Source organism: Spirosoma panaciterrae DSM 21099, from assembly GCF_000374025.1.
GTDB classification, from domain to species: Bacteria; Bacteroidota; Bacteroidia; order Cytophagales; family Spirosomataceae; genus Spirosoma; species Spirosoma panaciterrae.
This window is the reverse complement of sequence record NZ_KB893184.1, coordinates 234,306-250,031: the sequence shown is the minus strand read 5'-3', so window position 1 is coordinate 250,031 and position 15,726 is coordinate 234,306. Positions and strand designations below refer to the sequence as shown.

At 48.4% G+C, this 15,726-nt stretch carries 16 protein-coding genes; 7 read left to right on the top strand and 9 right to left on the bottom strand.

What is annotated here, in order from left to right:
• Positions 1-39 precede the first annotated feature (39 nt).
• Complete coding sequence (locus tag B153_RS0115205) at positions 40-465, bottom strand: LytR/AlgR family response regulator transcription factor (protein WP_020597587.1); 426 nt, start codon at positions 463-465, stop codon at positions 40-42.
• Positions 466-702: 237 nt separating this feature from the next.
• On the opposite strand from B153_RS0115205, the gene cysM reads away from it, so the two are divergent.
• The 4 genes from cysM (at position 703) to lolA1 (ending at position 6,192) form a co-directional block, all read left to right on the top strand.
• Positions 703-1,575, top strand: coding sequence for a cysteine synthase CysM (gene cysM, locus B153_RS0115200; RefSeq protein WP_020597586.1), 873 nt, complete (start codon positions 703-705; stop codon positions 1,573-1,575).
• A gap of 50 nt (positions 1,576-1,625) precedes the next feature.
• On the top strand, positions 1,626-2,675 hold the full coding sequence (locus B153_RS0115195) for a quinone-dependent dihydroorotate dehydrogenase (protein ID WP_020597585.1): 1,050 nt from the start codon (positions 1,626-1,628) through the stop codon (positions 2,673-2,675).
• Positions 2,676-2,856: 181 nt separating this feature from the next.
• A complete protein-coding gene (locus B153_RS0115190) occupies positions 2,857-5,442 on the top strand; it encodes an FtsK/SpoIIIE family DNA translocase (RefSeq protein WP_020597584.1) in 2,586 nt (861 codons plus the stop codon).
• 108 nt (positions 5,443-5,550) lie between these two features.
• Positions 5,551-6,192 carry an outer membrane lipoprotein periplasmic chaperone LolA1 gene (gene lolA1 / locus B153_RS0115185; protein ID WP_020597583.1) on the top strand — a complete coding sequence of 214 codons (642 nt, stop codon included), beginning with the start codon at positions 5,551-5,553 and terminating at the stop codon, positions 6,190-6,192.
• 63 nt (positions 6,193-6,255) lie between these two features.
• Here the strand turns inward: lolA1 and upp are convergent, their stop codons facing one another.
• Positions 6,256-6,903 (bottom strand): uracil phosphoribosyltransferase, encoded by a 648-nt coding sequence (gene upp / locus B153_RS0115180; protein ID WP_020597582.1) that lies wholly within the window; start codon positions 6,901-6,903, stop codon positions 6,256-6,258.
• A gap of 133 nt (positions 6,904-7,036) precedes the next feature.
• Here upp and B153_RS0115175 point away from each other — a divergent pair, with 133 nt between their 5' ends.
• Positions 7,037-8,836: a hypothetical protein gene (locus tag B153_RS0115175; protein WP_026262181.1), complete on the top strand. Its 1,800-nt coding sequence runs from the start codon at positions 7,037-7,039 to the stop codon at positions 8,834-8,836.
• Positions 8,837-9,010: 174 nt separating this feature from the next.
• Complete coding sequence (gene lpcA / locus B153_RS0115170; protein ID WP_020597580.1) at positions 9,011-9,583, top strand: D-sedoheptulose 7-phosphate isomerase; 573 nt, start codon at positions 9,011-9,013, stop codon at positions 9,581-9,583.
• A 59-nt stretch (positions 9,584-9,642) separates the two neighbouring features.
• On the opposite strand, the gene B153_RS0115165 is transcribed toward lpcA, so the two are convergent.
• The 3 genes from B153_RS0115165 to B153_RS0115155 all read right to left on the bottom strand — a co-directional run bounded on the left by B153_RS0115165 (position 9,643) and on the right by B153_RS0115155 (position 11,579).
• Positions 9,643-10,476 carry a TPM domain-containing protein gene (locus tag B153_RS0115165; protein WP_020597579.1) on the bottom strand — a complete coding sequence of 278 codons (834 nt, stop codon included), beginning with the start codon at positions 10,474-10,476 and terminating at the stop codon, positions 9,643-9,645.
• Positions 10,477-10,484: 8 nt separating this feature from the next.
• On the bottom strand, positions 10,485-10,919 hold the full coding sequence (locus B153_RS0115160; RefSeq protein ID WP_020597578.1) for a TPM domain-containing protein: 435 nt from the start codon (positions 10,917-10,919) through the stop codon (positions 10,485-10,487).
• 78 nt (positions 10,920-10,997) lie between these two features.
• On the bottom strand, positions 10,998-11,579 hold the full coding sequence (locus B153_RS0115155; protein WP_026262179.1) for a LemA family protein: 582 nt from the start codon (positions 11,577-11,579) through the stop codon (positions 10,998-11,000).
• A gap of 206 nt (positions 11,580-11,785) precedes the next feature.
• On the opposite strand from B153_RS0115155, the gene B153_RS0115150 reads away from it, so the two are divergent.
• A complete protein-coding gene (locus B153_RS0115150) occupies positions 11,786-12,574 on the top strand; it encodes an SDR family oxidoreductase (protein WP_020597576.1) in 789 nt (262 codons plus the stop codon).
• Positions 12,575-12,583: 9 nt separating this feature from the next.
• Here B153_RS0115150 and B153_RS0115145 read toward each other — a convergent pair whose 3' ends face one another.
• From B153_RS0115145 to B153_RS0115130, 4 genes are all read right to left on the bottom strand, one after another.
• Positions 12,584-13,243 (bottom strand): response regulator transcription factor, encoded by a 660-nt coding sequence (locus B153_RS0115145; RefSeq protein ID WP_020597575.1) that lies wholly within the window; start codon positions 13,241-13,243, stop codon positions 12,584-12,586.
• A gap of 63 nt (positions 13,244-13,306) precedes the next feature.
• Positions 13,307-14,119 carry a sensor histidine kinase gene (locus B153_RS0115140; protein ID WP_026262178.1) on the bottom strand — a complete coding sequence of 271 codons (813 nt, stop codon included), beginning with the start codon at positions 14,117-14,119 and terminating at the stop codon, positions 13,307-13,309.
• A 153-nt stretch (positions 14,120-14,272) separates the two neighbouring features.
• Complete coding sequence (locus B153_RS36685; RefSeq protein ID WP_020597573.1) at positions 14,273-14,947, bottom strand: hypothetical protein; 675 nt, start codon at positions 14,945-14,947, stop codon at positions 14,273-14,275.
• Between the two features lie 6 nt (positions 14,948-14,953).
• Entirely contained in the window at positions 14,954-15,361 is a 408-nt protein-coding gene (locus B153_RS0115130; protein ID WP_020597572.1) for a hypothetical protein, read from the bottom strand.
• Positions 15,362-15,726: the final 365 nt, after the last annotated feature.

The window sequence follows — 15,726 nt, the reverse complement described above, 5'->3', positions numbered from 1 at the left end:
CAGGTTTCGGGTTCATTACCTGAAACCTGAAACCACTAGTTAAGCCTCCATCGTCATAATTTCCTGCTGAAAACCTTTGACCTGCTTGATAAATCGGCTGGCCTTCCGACGCGACACTTCAATGCGATCGCCATTGACCAGGCTCACACTGAGCTGCTGACGGTCGGGGTGTACGGCTTCCAGATACAATAAGTTGATAATATTCTTTTTGTGCGGCCGAACAAATACTCTGGGCGACAAGCGGGTTTCCATTTTTTTCAGCGTAAGCGAAACCATCAACTGGCTCCCATCCGCAAAATGGAATAAGGTATAATTTCCCTCGCCTTCCAACCGCACAATACGATGCATGGGCATCTTCTTCCGACACCCCCAAAACGGTAAGGTTAGATCGGGCATAGCAAACTGACCGGCAATTTGCTCAACGTGCCTATCCGATAAAGGTTTAGCCAATAAAGTCTTTTTCATTTTGTGGAACGATTGAACAGGCGTGAATAAACAGAAAACTGTTTTTTTGCAAAAGCAATTTTAAACAAAATTCATTATCAAGCAATTAGCTAATCATAAATTATTTTAATCTGCCTAAGCCGCTCCGTCGAACTCGTTCTGGCACCCAACATCCGCATAAATTAGCCTTCTATTTTGCGAACTAATTGAGCGGGTTTAACCTTCTTCAACCTAAGAACAAGTTTCATCCGAATCAGCATGGCAACCCTGCTCGATTTAGTCGGCAATACACCTTTGGTTGAACTGAACCGACTCAATCCAAATCCAAACGTTACAATATACGGTAAACTCGAAGGCAACAACCCTGGCGGTAGCGTCAAAGACCGGGCGGCTGCCAGTATGATCCAGGGCGCGCTCAACCGTGGTGATCTTATGCCGGGTATGAAGCTGATTGAAGCGACTAGTGGCAATACGGGTATTGCACTGGCTATGATTGCCCGTCTCTACAATCTCGACATTGAACTGGTGATGCCTGAAACTTCGACACGAGAGCGAGTTCTGACGATGGAAGCTTTTGGAGCGAAGGTTATTTTGACCGAGACTATGGAAAGCGCCCGTGACTATGCCGAAGCGCAGGTACAAAAAGGCGATTACCTGTTGCTCAACCAATTTGCCAACCCTGATAATTACCTGGCCCATTACCGAACTACCGGCCCGGAAATCTGGCGCGATACAGCCGAGGCCATTACACATTTTGTGTCATCGATGGGTACTACAGGCACCATCATGGGTACGTCACGGTATCTGAAAGAGCAAAATCCGGCCGTTCAGATCGTTGGTTGCCAACCTACGGATGGGTCGTCGATTCCGGGGATTCGGAAATGGCCGGTAGAATACCTTCCTAAAATTTTTGAGCCGCAACGAGTGGATCGCGTCATCGAAATTTCGGCCGATGATGCCACCCAGATGACCCGTAAACTAGCCAGTACTGAAGGTGTTTTTGCGGGCATGAGTAGCGGTGGAGCCGTCCATGCTGCCGTTCAACTAGCCCAGGAGCTGGAAAGTGGTGTTATTGTCTGCATCATCTGCGACCGGGGCGACCGCTATTTATCGTCCGACTTATTTGGATAAACCCAATTGGTTTCGGCAGCCTTTTAGGTTTATGGACGTATTTTTGCAGCATGTACAAACGTATTATCCTACCGTTGCTGTTTCGTTTTGATGCCGAAACGATCCATCATACTGTCACTACGCTACTTAAATTCGCGCTGTCGATTCCCGGAGCCTCCTTTCTGTGCCGAAAGTTTTATGTGCTCGAAGACAAACGTTTAGCTCGTACCGTTTTTGGCCTGACGTTTCCCAATCCAGTTGGCATGGCAGCCGGGTTCGACAAAAATGCCGAACTGGTTAGTGAGCTTAGTGACCTTGGATTTGGGTTTGTCGAAATTGGAACCGTTACGCCACGCCCCCAGCCCGGTAATCCCCGTCCCCGCTTGTTTCGCCTGAAGGCCGATGGTGGGCTTATCAACCGAATGGGCTTCAACAACAAAGGCGTCGCCCCAGCGGCCGAACGGCTCCGGCAGTTTGCCCGCAATCGCAACGGAAATCCGGTGATCGTTGGGGGCAATATCGGTAAGAATAAGGACACGCCTAATGAGCATGCCCTGGACGATTACCTGATTAATTTCCGGGAATTGTTTGATGCAGTAGACTATTTCGTCGTAAACGTCAGTTCGCCCAACACGCCCGGTCTGCGCGACCTGCAGGAACGAGAACCGCTGACGAAGTTATTGGCTGCCTTGCAACAGGAAAATCACCAACGCCCTACGCCTAAACCCATTTTACTGAAAATTGCGCCAGACCTCACCAATGGACAGTTGGACGACATCATCGCTATTGTGAGCGAAACCCAAATCGCCGGGGTTATAGCAACCAATACAACCATCAGCCGTGCAGGGTTACGCACTGAACCGACTATTGTTGACCAAATCGGGGCTGGTGGTGTTAGTGGTCAGCCGCTGCGAAATCGGGCCACGGAAGTAATCCGGTATCTACATCAGAAATCAGGAGGGGCTTTTCCCATTATTGGTGTTGGCGGCATCACAACCGCCGAAGACGCGCAGGAAAAACTCAAAGCCGGGGCTAGCCTGGTGCAGGTATACACAAGCTTTATCTACGAAGGGCCTGGCCTGGCCAAACGGATCAATCAGCAACTTTTACAGGATCTGTAAACAGGCTCTTTCGCGCATCTTGTGCTGTACCCGTCAGGAGACGACTCCTTACCGACCGAATCAATCGCTAACTGGACTTTTTTAACCCGGTTGGTAAGATGTTGTAATATTTTGTAGTACTAAACTGTTTTTCGGTAAAAAGTGGGAAATTTACCTACCGCTACCGCCTAACCCCAAGTTTATGGCACAACCAACTACGTCTCCACGCCAGAATACGCTCCGACGTTCAGACGAACGGAACGAGCCACGTCCCCGATTACCAAACAACAAATCCAATAGCCGCTCTCCACGGTCTACTTTCAATTGGGGAGCCGCGCTGGACCGCTGGTTTACCGATCAGCGATCCGTACTTACCCTGGGTGTTTTGCTCATGGTGACGGCTGTTGGCTTACTGGTTGCTTTTATTTCCTACTTATTCAATGGCCCTGCCGACCAGAGTGTTGTTGGCGCTGCTTTTTCAGAACCATTGTCAGAAACAGCCAGCGAAACACGAAACTGGGTCGGGCTGGTGGGCGCTTACATTGCCCATGCGTTTGTGTTCCGCTGGTTTGGTGTGGGGGCACTAGCCATACCGATCATCGTATTTCTGGCTGGTTATAAACTAACCTTTGGAACCGAACTCCTTCCTCTGAGCCGGACTACTACAGCCTTGTTATTTGTAACCGTATGGAGTAGCCTAATGCTGGGGTATATTGTTTTAGTAACTGATTCCGCCACTACATCCAGCGTTTGGTGCGGAGGGATAGGTTATGAACTGAACGTCCTGCTGTACGGCTTGTTTGGCTGGGGCAATCTGGCGTTTATCGGTTTCCTGCTCTTCTTTTTTGTGGTGTATTTCTTCGATATACGGCACATTAAACTCCCCGAGTTCTCTCGTCCGGTACGCACAAAGCCGCGCAACCGTGTCGACAATCCCTTGCAGACGTACGAAGAAAGTGAATTTGAGCCCGAAGACGATGAAGCCTTTAATGGCGAAGATTTTGAGGAAGACGTGAAACCCACTCCAGCCCCTTCTCCTGCGAATACGTTCATAAAACCCGACCAGACCGAAACCTATACGGAGAAGGTACCTGAAGAAGAGGCCCCACCAGCCGATGTGATTGCGAAAACAACGGGTGTTACGCTTACGATCAAAAATCGGGATGCCGTAACCGAGGAGCCAATGGACACCGATGAAGCCAGTACCAGCCCAGCGTCGGTGCCAGAATCGGATCCATTCGAAGATGATGATCTGGTTTCCATACATGGGTTATACGATCCTACACTCGATCTGCCCCAGTATCAGTACCCCACCAACGACCTGCTGACGGATTACCAGAATAATCGGAAAGCCCAGGTTTCGGATGATGAACTGACGGCCAACAAAGAGAAAATCGAAACGACGCTCCGTAATTTCGGTATTGAAATCGACTCCATCCAGGCATCCATCGGCCCAACCGTTACCCTGTATGAAATTGTTCCGGCTAAAGGTGTTCGTATTTCCAAAATAAAAAGCCTTGAAGACGATATTGCGCTAAGCCTGTCGGCGCTGGGTATCCGTATCATTGCTCCTATGCCGGGTATGGGAACCATCGGTATCGAAGTACCGAACAAAAACCGTGAAATGGTTTCGATGCGGTCGATGATTACCAGCGAGGCTTTTTCGAATTCGAAGTTCGACCTGCCGGTTGTGCTGGGCAAAACCATATCGAACGAGATTTACGTGGCCGATCTGGCTAAAATGCCCCACTTACTGATGGCAGGGGCAACGGGGCAAGGGAAATCGGTCGGGCTTAACGTGCTGCTTACGTCGCTCATTTACAAGAAGCATCCTTCCCAATTGAAGCTGGTTCTTGTCGACCCGAAAAAAGTGGAGCTGACGCTGTTCAACAAACTGGAACGGCATTTCCTGGCGAAACTGCCCGATTCCGACGAGCCTATTATTACCGATACCAAGAAAGTGGTCAATACCCTCAACTCGTTGTGTATCGAGATGGATGCCCGTTATAACCTGCTGAAAGATGCGGGTTGCCGGAACCTGAAAGAGTATAACGCCAAGTTTGTAAAACGGCGGCTTAACCCCGAAAAAGGCCACCGCTTCCTGCCGTACATCGTTCTGATTATCGACGAATTGGCCGATCTGATGATGACGGCGGGTAAAGAAGTGGAACAACCCATTGCCCGACTGGCTCAGTTGGCGCGTGCCATTGGCATCCACCTGGTCGTAGCGACCCAACGACCATCCGTAAACGTGATTACAGGGTTGATCAAAGCCAACTTCCCGGCTCGGTTATCATTTAAGGTAACGTCGAAAATTGACTCGCGGACAATTCTGGATACGGGTGGTGCCGAGCAGCTTGTTGGTATGGGTGATATGCTGCTGTCGTCAAATTCCGAGATTATCCGGCTGCAATGCCCATTTGTTGACACGAATGAAATTGAAGAACTCTGCGAGTTCGTGGGCAACCAGCGCGGGTATGATGATGCCTATGCCCTTCCTGAATTTGTTGGTGACGATGGTGGCCAGAACGACGATAAAGATGTTGACCTGGGCAATCGTGACCCTATGTTCGATGAAGCCGCCCGTCTGATCGTCATTCACCAGCAGGGAAGTACCTCCCTGATTCAGCGCAAACTTAAACTTGGCTATAACCGGGCAGGTCGGCTGATCGACCAGTTGGAAGCGGCCAAGATTGTAGGTGCCTTTGAAGGCAGCAAAGCCCGCGATGTACTCGTGCAGGACTTACAGATGCTGGAAGACTTGCTCAAACGGCTGAAAGGCGACTAACCTGATTCCCTCACTGTTTCGAGCAACAATTAAACTTTTCCATTCACTTTCCCGTCTAAGACTTATAAGCGGGTTAAAACCTGTATGACTGCGTAACAACTATAAAAAATGAAGAAAATAGCATGTTTGCTAAGCGTGGCTTTCCTTACCGTATCGTTGGCCTTCGCTCAGAAAGATAAACGGGCTCAGGGCATTCTGGATGCCATGAGCAAACGATATAAATCCCTGAAATCGTACCAGGCCGCTTTTACCTACACCAGTGCCGGAGGTGGCGCGAAAGAGTCGTATAAAGGTGACCTGACGGTAAAAAACGAAAAATTTCACCTCATTCTGGGCGGGCAGGAAGTATTCACAGATGGCAAAACAATGTCGACCTACATCAAGGAAACGAACGAGGTTAACGTGCAGGATTATGATGCCAGTGGTGGTGGAGAACTGAACCCAACCCAGATCTACACAATTTATAAGCGAGGGTTTGATTATCGGTTTTTGAAAGAGCAGAAAGAAGGAGGCCGAACGCTTGAAGTCATTGAACTTACCCCTAACCGCCCCAAAAGCCCCATCGCCACCTTACAAATTTCGGTCGACAAGGCTGACAAATCGGTCCGAAACTGGCTCATTATCAATAAAGATGGCAAGCGAACTACGTATACGATTACCAAGTTTACACCGAATGTAAATGTGCCTGATTCGTATTTCGTTTTTGATAAAGGCAAATACCCCGGCGTCGAAGTAGTCGACCTTCGTTAAGCAGTATATGTGATGTATGATGTATGATATAGGATGTAGATCACTAGTACATCATACATCACCTTACACTTTCTCTCCGAAGGCCAGATCGCCGGAATCGCCGATACCGGGCACAATGTAAAAATGTTCGTTCAGGTGGTCGTCGATAGCGCCAAGCCATAGATGACACTGCGGAAGTTGCTGCTGTACATGCCGAATCCCTTCGGGGCTGGCAATAACGGCCGCAATATGGGTTTGGGAAGGAATGCCGTAGCGCAGTAAAGCATGGTAGACTTTTTCGAGCGAACGGCCTGTAGCCAGCATAGGGTCGCAAAGGATCAGGGGTTTCCCACTTAGATCAGGACTAACGATGTAATCCATAGCGATTTCAAATTCATCATCGCCAGACGATGAATACCCTCGGTAAGCACCGGCAAATGCGTTCTCGGCCCGGTCGAAATAATTGGCAAACCCCTGGTGAAAAGGCAGGCCAGCCCGTAATATGGTCGCCAGAACTGGCTGTTGGCGAAGCACTTGCGTGTTCGATACACCGAGGGGTGTTTGAACGTTGACCGATTGATAGGGCAATTTTTTGGAAATCTCATACGCCATCAATTCACCAAGTCGTTCAAGATTACGACGGAATCGCAGCCGATCCTGCTGAATAGACACATCTCGAAGTTCGGCGATAAATTGGTTCGCTAAGGAAGGTTGCTGGGCAAAAACAAACATGGTTTGTAGGCTTCTTTGCCTGTAAATTAGCCCCAAGGTTGGCGTATATCCAAACCAATTGCCTAATTTAAGCGGCTCATACGGTTCAACTTAGTTCTCAAGAAGCCCGACAGGGCCAATGTTAGTACAGTACATGCGCCACAACGGTTACGTTATCTGTTTCCTTTTCTTTTCGTTATGTGTACGGGCACAAAGTCCATTTGTACCGCTCAACGCTGATTACTACCACCTTATTGATCGACTTGAAATTCGCCAGAATCAGTGGGCGGATGGATTTCATAGCACTGTCAAGCCTTACAATCGTCAAAGCATTATCCAGTTGGCCGACAGTGTAGCCGCGCATCCCAAACGTAGCTTATCGGACACTGACTACTTTACGATCGAATACCTCCGCAACGATAGTTGGGAATGGGCAACGCCTTATGATACTCTGGGAAAAGATCCGTTTACCCGTCATTTGAGATCGCCCAGAACGGTTGGCGATAGCCCCCGACCGCTGTTGAAGCATTTCTATAAAAAGAAGGCGGACTTTTACAACCTGCAAACGCCCGACGTTGATCTGCACGTTAATCCGGTTTTCTATATCGGCCCCGGTCTTGACCGCACTTCATACAACGATGGCGTTTCCCCAACCGATCAGCAACCCCTGTTTATCAACACGCGTGGCGTGGAAGTACGCGGCACCATTGGCCGCAAACTTGGCTTCTATACCTATTTTTCGGATAATCAGGCTATTTTTCCAACGTATATCCAACAGTATGGCGATACCTACGGGCAGGGCCTTGAGTATGCTAGAACAGGTGTACTTCAGCGAACGGCACCTGGCGAGAGCTTTATAAAAGAATTTGGTACTCGGGGGGTCGATTTTCTCTCAGCACGCGGATACATTACGTTCAATACGCTCAAAGTGATCAACGTTCAATTTGGGCACGACAGAAATTTCTTCGGAAATGGCTTTCGGTCGCTGTTTCTGTCCGACAACAGTCCCGCCTATCTGTTTCTGAAGCTATCCACCCGGCTCGGTAAGCGTATTCAGTATACTAATCTTTTTACCTCGCTACAAAACACCCAGGCTCTGGTTCCTAAAGAAGAAAAGTTAATCCCTCCAAAATTTGCGGCTATCCACCATTTGAGCATCAACGTGACGGATTTCCTGAATGTAGGGGTATTTGAAGCCGAGGTCTTTAGCCGCGATCGACTGGATCTGAGCTATTTAAATCCGGTTATTCTGTATCGCTATGTAGAGTCTAGCCTGGGCAGTAAAGACAATGCATTTATTGGCATCGATCTGAAAGCGAATTTCCTGTCGCATTTTCTGGTGTATTCGCAGATTTTGCTGGATGAGTTTCGCTTAAAACCACTTCTGGCGGGGCAGGGTGACTGGACCAACAAGTTTGCTATTCAGGTAGGTGGTAAATACATCGACGCCTTTGATGTGCCGAATCTTGATCTACAGGTCGAGATGAATCTGGCGCGGCCGTATACGTACTCGCACGAATCCGGGCTGGATGTTAGCGCGGGGCAAACCAATTACGCGCATTATAGTCAACCCCTGGCGCATCCACTGGGCGCTAATTTTGTAGAAGGTTTAGGTATTGTTCGCTATCAACAGAAAAAATGGTCGTTCAACGGCATCGGGGGGGTTATGATGTACGGAGCCGATCCAGCAACCGACATTAACTATGGTGGCAATATTCTGAAAGATTATCAAACCTTAGTTCGCAGAGAAGGTAATTATATTGGTCAGGGTCGCAAAACCATCATTACCTATGCCGACGTACGCGCTTCATATATGATCCGGCACAACATATTTCTGGAAGGTCGGTTTCTGTACCGCTATCAGGATAGTCAGCTTCGAACCAATAGCTATGGCGAACAGGTAGGCAGTTTTGCCCTGCGCTGGAACCTCCCCTACCGTAACTGGGTATTTTAAGAGCAAATCATTTACTGTATTTAAGTCTCTAAGTGTTTTTCTGTCATTCCTCCTTCGTCGGAATGACAGAAAATACAGCAAAACTTTTATAACAATGTACTAATTTACCAACAGAGTTGGGTCTTAGTCACCAACTTCACAACTTTACAGCCGATAAACTTTATTACAGCATCAATGATTGATCTTATTCGTCAGGAATTAACCGAAGCCCAATCGGTTCTGGATACGTTCCTGGCCAACCCCGCCCATCTGGAAGCTATTGAACAGGCGGCTATCCTGATGGCCGACGCGTTAAAATCGGGCCACAAGATCATTTCCTGTGGAAATGGCGGCTCACATTGCGACGCTATGCACTTCGCCGAAGAACTTTCGGGCCGCTACCGGGACAATCGCCGTTCGCTGGCAGCTATTGCCATTTCGGATGTTAGCCACCTGTCGTGCGTTAGCAACGATTACGGCTACGAGTTCGTGTTCTCGCGATTTATCGAAGGATTGGGCAACGAAGGCGATGTCTTACTTGGCTTAAGTACCAGTGGTAATTCGGGCAATATTCTTAAAGCCGTAGAAGCCGCCCGTGAGAAAGGGATGAAGGTGATTTTGTTAACGGGAAAAGATGGTGGTAAACTGGCCGGTAAGGCCGATGTCGAAATTCGGGTGCCCCACTTCGGGTATGCCGACCGCATTCAGGAAATCCATATCAAAGTGATTCACCTGTTTATTCTGCTGATTGAGAAACAGGTGCTTTAGAAGGATTCGAGGGGCAATGAAGGCAATTTCTGCGCTCATCGCTCCTCGAATCAATTATCTTAATAATCTCCGCCAGCTCCACCGCCACCAAAGCTGCCGCCACCAAAGCCGCCGAAGCCACCACCACTACTTCCGCCACCGCTCCAGCCGCCACCTCCTGAGCTACCCCAACCCGATCCCCAGCCTGGAGTCGGCAGGAAAACAGGGCCGCCCCAGCCACCGCCCCGGTTTCGGTTGTTGCCTCCTCCTCCGCGATTCTTACGGGCAATGATGAAGATAATAATCAGAAAAACGATCAGCACAATAAAAAAGGTACCAGCCCCCTCATCGTCAGAATTGGATTTGGGGTCACCTTTATATTCTCCCTGAAGTCGCTGGATAATCTCGGTCGTTGCCGCATCCAGCCCCTGATACCACTGCTCCTGTTTGAACGCCGGAACGATGGTATTGCTGATGATGCGTTTAGCAATTGCATCTGGGACAGCGCCTTCTACACCATACCCTGTAGCAATGTAGATTTTACGGGTTTGAGTTGCCCACGCCAGAACCAGCCCGTTGTTTTTGCCCTGCTGGCCCACCCCCCATTTACGACCAACCTGAAAAGCGAAATCACCAATTGGGTATGGCTCCGTAGTTTTGACAATGACTATCGTAATCTGTGTAGATGTTGAGTCGTTATAAGCGCGAAGCTTCTGCTCTAGCTGGGTCCGCTCACTACTACTCAAAATACCGACAAAATCATTGACCAGACGGGGCGGGTTAGGCTTGTCGGGAATGACGGCATCCGTTGCTGTATCCTGCGCCCAGACACTGACCGAAAAAATCAACAGACAGATGGCGACGCCAAAGCGACGCACCCGGAAAAGGTAATTTATAATGAAGTGTACATTCACGGCAGTATTTAGTCAAACGAAATATCGTCGGAGAGTTCGTTGATATCGTCGCTGGTATAGGGAAAATAATGTTTCAACTGCTGGCCAGCCCGCTCAATGCCCAGGCTGAGCCCTTTGGCATAAGCGCCCTGTTTGAAATGACTGCGCAGTAGATCCTTTGTACTTTCCCAGAAATCAACCGGGACTTTAGCATCGATGCCTTTATCCCCAATAATGGCGAACTTCCGATCGGCATGGGCCAGGTAAAACAGAACGCCATTCTGGTCTTTGGTCTCATGCATACCTAGCTGAGCGAATACATCAATGGCCCGTTGTACTGGGTCTGCTTTTGAACAATGGGCTTCCACATGCACGCGTATTTCGCCCGATGTGGCTTTTTCGGCCTGTCGGATTGCCTCAACAATACGTTGCTGCTCGTCGGGAGAGAAAGGATTTTGGGGCATGATGCAGAGGGCTAAGGGCAGAGGGCCAGGGGCGAAGAGTCGATGATTCCCCTACCCCTGGCCCCACGCCCTATGCGATTAAAACTGAACCGTTGGAGCGCTTTGAGCCGCCTGTGAAGCTTCGAAGAAGCCTTTTACCGGGAAGCCGAAGATCCCTGCGAAAATATTGTTCGGAAATGACCGTACCGACTGGTTGTACACGCGAACAGCACCGTTGAAATCGTTCCGGGCTACCGAAATCCGGTTTTCAGTGCCTTCCAACTGCGCCTGCAACTCCGAAAAATTCTGCGTGGCTTTTAGCTGTGGATAGCTTTCGGCAACGGCCAGCAACCGCGACAGAGATCCGCTCAACTGATCCTGGGCAGCCTGAAACTTCTGAATATTCTCGGGGGTCAACTGGTCGGCTTCTAATTTTATGCTGGTGGCATTGGCCCGAGCCTGAATCACAGCGGTCAACGTGCTTTTTTCAAAATTAGCAGCGCCCTGTACCGTACGTACCAGGTTTGGAATCAGATCGGAACGGCGTTGGTATTGAGTCTGGACCTGAGCCCATTTTTCCTGAACATTTGTATCATTCTGAACCAGACCGTTGTAGGAGCTACAACCGTACATCCCCAGAATAAGGGCGATCACTATGACAACAATTAACGATTTTGACATGGTTTCCTGAAATGCAAAGGTTATTACTGGATTCAAAGTTGCCCAAAGCTACTAATTTGTTTAAGCAAAACTACGCCAGCGGTATTTTTCTCATCTTTGCCTACTGTTTGTATGGATGATTGGTACCTGTGCGTCTGTTTTCCAGATTTACCTATGATTTTTAGGTTCCTGAACCGATCTTTAGCGCTGGCCACAAACGAACATCCATGAATCTTGACTTACGCGGAAAAACAGCGCTGGTAGGCGGCAGCACACAGGGTATTGGTCGCGCCAGTGCCATAGAATTAGCCTTACTGGGCGCTACTGTCACCTTGATCGCTCGCAATGAACAGAAGTTAAAATCGGTGCTGGCCGAGCTGGATACAACAAAGGGACAAACGCATCACTATATAGTCGCCGATTTTAGCCAGCCGGGCGCTGTACAGACAGCCGTTACTACCTATTTGGAGCGCTTTCAGGATGTTCATATTCTAGTCAATAACACAGGTGGCCCTCCGGGTGGGGCTTTGATCGATGCCCAGCCCGACGAATTTGTCCAGACATTTCATAATCATTTGCTCAACAACCAGGCTTTAGTGCAGGCGGTTGTTCCGTCGATGAAACGCCTGGGTTATGGCCGAATCGTCAATATTATATCCACATCGGTTAAACAGCCGATTGTCGGCCTGGGCGTTTCCAATACGATTCGGGGGGCGGTGGCGCAATGGGCAAAGACCTTATCGCTTGAAATCGGCCGCTTTGGTATTACGGTCAACAATGTATTGCCGGGTTATACCCAAACAGCCCGGTTAGAATCTACACTGGCGATACGGGCGAAAGCTTCTGGCAAATCGGAAGAAGAAGTTGCCACTCAGTTGGCCCAGGAAATCCCCATCGGACGGTTTGCCACACCCGAAGAAGTAGCCGCTGCAGTAGCCTTTCTGTGTACGCCCGCAGCCGCATCGATCAACGGCATTAATCTACCCGTCGATGGCGGGAAAACGGGAAGTCTATAAATTCCCAACTCAGACCAGGTTATTTTTAAACGCATACGCCACCATACCGGCCGTGTTTTTGGTGCCGGTTTTTTCAAGGATGCGTAGTCGATGGCCTTCCACCGTACGAGGGCTCAGGAATATTTTCTCGCTGATCTCATTAGTCGATAATCCTTCACAGATTAGCATTAATACCTCTTTTTCGCGTTCTGAGAGGAGGATTTTGCTATTATAAAAGGCATTCACAGGCTTATTGACCGTCGGCTTGTTGGTCATTTTGCGAAGCATCGCTTTGGACACAAATTCGTTTAGGTAAACGCCTTCGTCCATCACTTTTCGAACGGCTTTTTCGACTTCTCCGGCTTCAGCATCTTTGAGCAGGTAGCCACTAACCCCTTTCTCCAATAAATGCAGCACCATCCGATCTTCATCGTGCATGGTGAGTACTACAATTTTGATAAGCGGATGGTTTTCGCGCAGGTAATCGGCCGTAGCCGTACCATCCATAACAGGCATCTGTAGGTCCAGAAGTACGACATCCGGTGTTTTCCGGGCAATTTTCTCGATCAGTTCCTGCCCGTTTCCGGCTTCCAGAATCAACTCAAAATCATGAATCTGGCCAAGAATGGTTGCCATCCCGACGCGAAAAAGGGTATGATCGTCGCAGAGGGCCAGTTTAATTTTTCGCATAGAGGAGGGTAGAGTTTAAGGATATACCGATTGAGGCACAGGAGCGTCCATCCGGCGGCCAAATTAACTCAATAAATCAACAGGCTGTGCATCATGGAGCTGAACCTGCACATGAATCCGTGAGCCCCGGCCAGGTGCCACATCGAACGTAACATGGCCATTCACAACATTCAGGCGGCTTTCAATATTACGAAGCCCTAATCCTGCTTTCCGATTTTCCATCACCGCATCAAAATCAAAGCCTACTCCATCGTCGATGACCGATAGGCGGACTTCATTTTCAAAACGAATCAGGTGAATGGTGATATGCCTGGCGCGGGCGTGCCGAATGGCATTATTGAGCAACTCCTGGGCAATCCGATAGAGCATCAGTTCGAGAGCAGGCAGAAACCCAAGTTCTGGTTCAGGATAGACCAGCTCCACCTCAATGTCATTATCCGTGGCCCGATCGACCAGTTCCTCCAGAGCGGCCAGCAAACCAAACCGTTCGAGGGTGGTTGGTACGAGGTTTCGGCTTATTCGCCGAACATTGGTCATGGTTTCGTCGATCATGGACCGCGTTTTCTGAAACTGAAAGCCAACCTGTACTTCCCCGCCTACCTGCTTCTCCAATTGGTTCAGGCTCATCTTCGTGATCGAAAGCATGGTGCCGATTCCGTCGTGCATATCTTCGGCAAGTCGTCGGCGTTCTTCTTCCTGCCCTCGGAAGGTTGCTTCCATCAGCTCCCGGCGGTGCTGCGCCTGCAATTCTTTAAATGCCAGTTGTTGTTTGGCCTGTTTTTGCTGGTAATAGGCCACGAAAATGATGATGAACACTGCCATCATCAGGAGTACGGCCGTACCCACAGCAATTACAAAACCAGAGTCCATCGACATAATTCTATTCCAGCACCATGTAAACAACGTAAAATTGAGCAATCCGCCACTGAAAGTCAACGAATTAAGACTTCGATTGAGCGAGCGGCAACATTTCTACTGTAATTAAGTCACCCACTATAAACTTATCAACTATCTGTAAGCTGAGCAAGTTTAAATTCGATTTTCTTCATCGTATCGGCTCAGCCAGATGCCTATGCTTGCCAGTACACAAAAAAGTATGTAGAAAATCAGGTTGGTATACCAATACTGACGGAATATGTCGGGCCTGGCATCTTTCGACAAAACTTTATCACTTAAAAGGAATATAAAAAACGTGCCACAAAAGTATAAAAGTAGCCCGCTGCTCACCCAGAACATGGAATACAGAACAATATTCTTTACGTTCATTTCAGCCAAAACGCGCTCGAAAAAAATCAGAATCAGAAATAATCCATAAACACGTACTGTAGAGAAATTACCTATCGAAAAATCAGTTGTCGAATAAAAAAGACAATTCAGCAGGAAGGCCAATAAACCACCCCAGATGATTGCTTTTCTGTACGTTGTTGAAGCAATTCGGCGGTTAGTGTAAAAGAGAAGCGCTAAAAAAATTAATTCAATAAATGAAAAAAGATTATAGATAAATAAATTATTTGTTCGACTATAGGCTAATATATTAGAACTAATATCTCTTAAGAAAACAAGGAAAAAGAAAGCAACAAGCAGCTTATTTTCATTCTTTGTATATTTTAGAAATAATAACCCCGTTAGCAGTGGTAACAGAGTTATTATTTCGGCAATAAACGCGACAGGGTACTCCTCAAATGAGGTAAACAAATGCTCCATTCTCTACTAGTTACCACAAAATTGTGGGCAGGGTCTTCCATCGCCCACTACCATATCGCCATCGTCACCACCGTCGTCTTTCAGACCGCTCTGGCTGGCTGGAATGGGTAAATCACGCCCTCGCTCATCCACACCCGTGAGCAAAACGCGGGGCTTGAGCTGGCCTTTTCCTGGCTCGGTGGGCTTACCATTCTCATCTTCCCATCGCTTGGCATAGTGGACCCGGATGCCCACACATCCTTTCTGCTTCAGCAATTGATTGATTTTGGCAGCGCCGAAAAATTCGGAACGGGTATATTCATCTTCTTTCAATCCACAGGCCAGTTTGGCACTGCGGTACGTTTCTTTCATGGGGACACTTTCTTTCGGGTTCAGAAAGCGCCCAACCTGTTCATTAAATACAGAATCTGTCATGCTGGATGTAAGGAGTAAAAGTAGGTGGTACCAGGTTGTATAAGGTGGATATGGTCGGAAAGCCAGTCGAAAATACGACAACCAGCACTGTATAACAAGTTTACCCAAAGTCTACTTAAAGGCGTTACATACCTATAAAACAGCCACTTAACTATAAACCACCGAACAACTAATACGTAGTTCTACGCATTAAACTGCGGATTTCTGCCTGATGTACCTGGGGTCATCAAAATCCGGGATTCTGCTCTGAAATGACTGCGGGTTTATAGGCTACCTTTGTCAGGTAGCTGACAACTTATCGGCAACGACACTTTCTCATAGGTTAGGTAAATGAAAAATGCCAACGCAACTTGCGCTGGCATTTT

Excerpts from the sequence above, each read along its gene's own strand:
- B153_RS0115205 (WP_020597587.1), bottom strand. The coding sequence starts at position 465 with ATGAAAAAGACTTTATTGGCTAAACCTTTATCGGATAGGCACGTTGAG.
- cysM (WP_020597586.1), top strand. The coding sequence starts at position 703 with ATGGCAACCCTGCTCGATTTAGTCGGCAATACACCTTTGGTTGAACTG.
- B153_RS0115195 (WP_020597585.1), top strand. The coding sequence starts at position 1,626 with ATGTACAAACGTATTATCCTACCGTTGCTGTTTCGTTTTGATGCCGAA.
- B153_RS0115190 (WP_020597584.1), top strand. The coding sequence starts at position 2,857 with ATGGCACAACCAACTACGTCTCCACGCCAGAATACGCTCCGACGTTCA.
- lolA1 (WP_020597583.1), top strand. The coding sequence starts at position 5,551 with ATGAAGAAAATAGCATGTTTGCTAAGCGTGGCTTTCCTTACCGTATCG.
- upp (WP_020597582.1), bottom strand. The coding sequence starts at position 6,903 with ATGTTTGTTTTTGCCCAGCAACCTTCCTTAGCGAACCAATTTATCGCC.
- B153_RS0115175 (WP_026262181.1), top strand. The coding sequence starts at position 7,037 with ATGCGCCACAACGGTTACGTTATCTGTTTCCTTTTCTTTTCGTTATGT.
- lpcA (WP_020597580.1), top strand. The coding sequence starts at position 9,011 with ATGATTGATCTTATTCGTCAGGAATTAACCGAAGCCCAATCGGTTCTG.
- B153_RS0115160 (WP_020597578.1), bottom strand. The coding sequence starts at position 10,919 with ATGCCCCAAAATCCTTTCTCTCCCGACGAGCAGCAACGTATTGTTGAG.
- B153_RS0115155 (WP_026262179.1), bottom strand. The coding sequence starts at position 11,579 with ATGTCAAAATCGTTAATTGTTGTCATAGTGATCGCCCTTATTCTGGGG.
- B153_RS0115150 (WP_020597576.1), top strand. The coding sequence starts at position 11,786 with ATGAATCTTGACTTACGCGGAAAAACAGCGCTGGTAGGCGGCAGCACA.
- B153_RS0115145 (WP_020597575.1), bottom strand. The coding sequence starts at position 13,243 with ATGCGAAAAATTAAACTGGCCCTCTGCGACGATCATACCCTTTTTCGC.
- B153_RS0115140 (WP_026262178.1), bottom strand. The coding sequence starts at position 14,119 with ATGTCGATGGACTCTGGTTTTGTAATTGCTGTGGGTACGGCCGTACTC.
- B153_RS36685 (WP_020597573.1), bottom strand. The coding sequence starts at position 14,947 with ATGGAGCATTTGTTTACCTCATTTGAGGAGTACCCTGTCGCGTTTATT.
- B153_RS0115130 (WP_020597572.1), bottom strand. The coding sequence starts at position 15,361 with ATGACAGATTCTGTATTTAATGAACAGGTTGGGCGCTTTCTGAACCCG.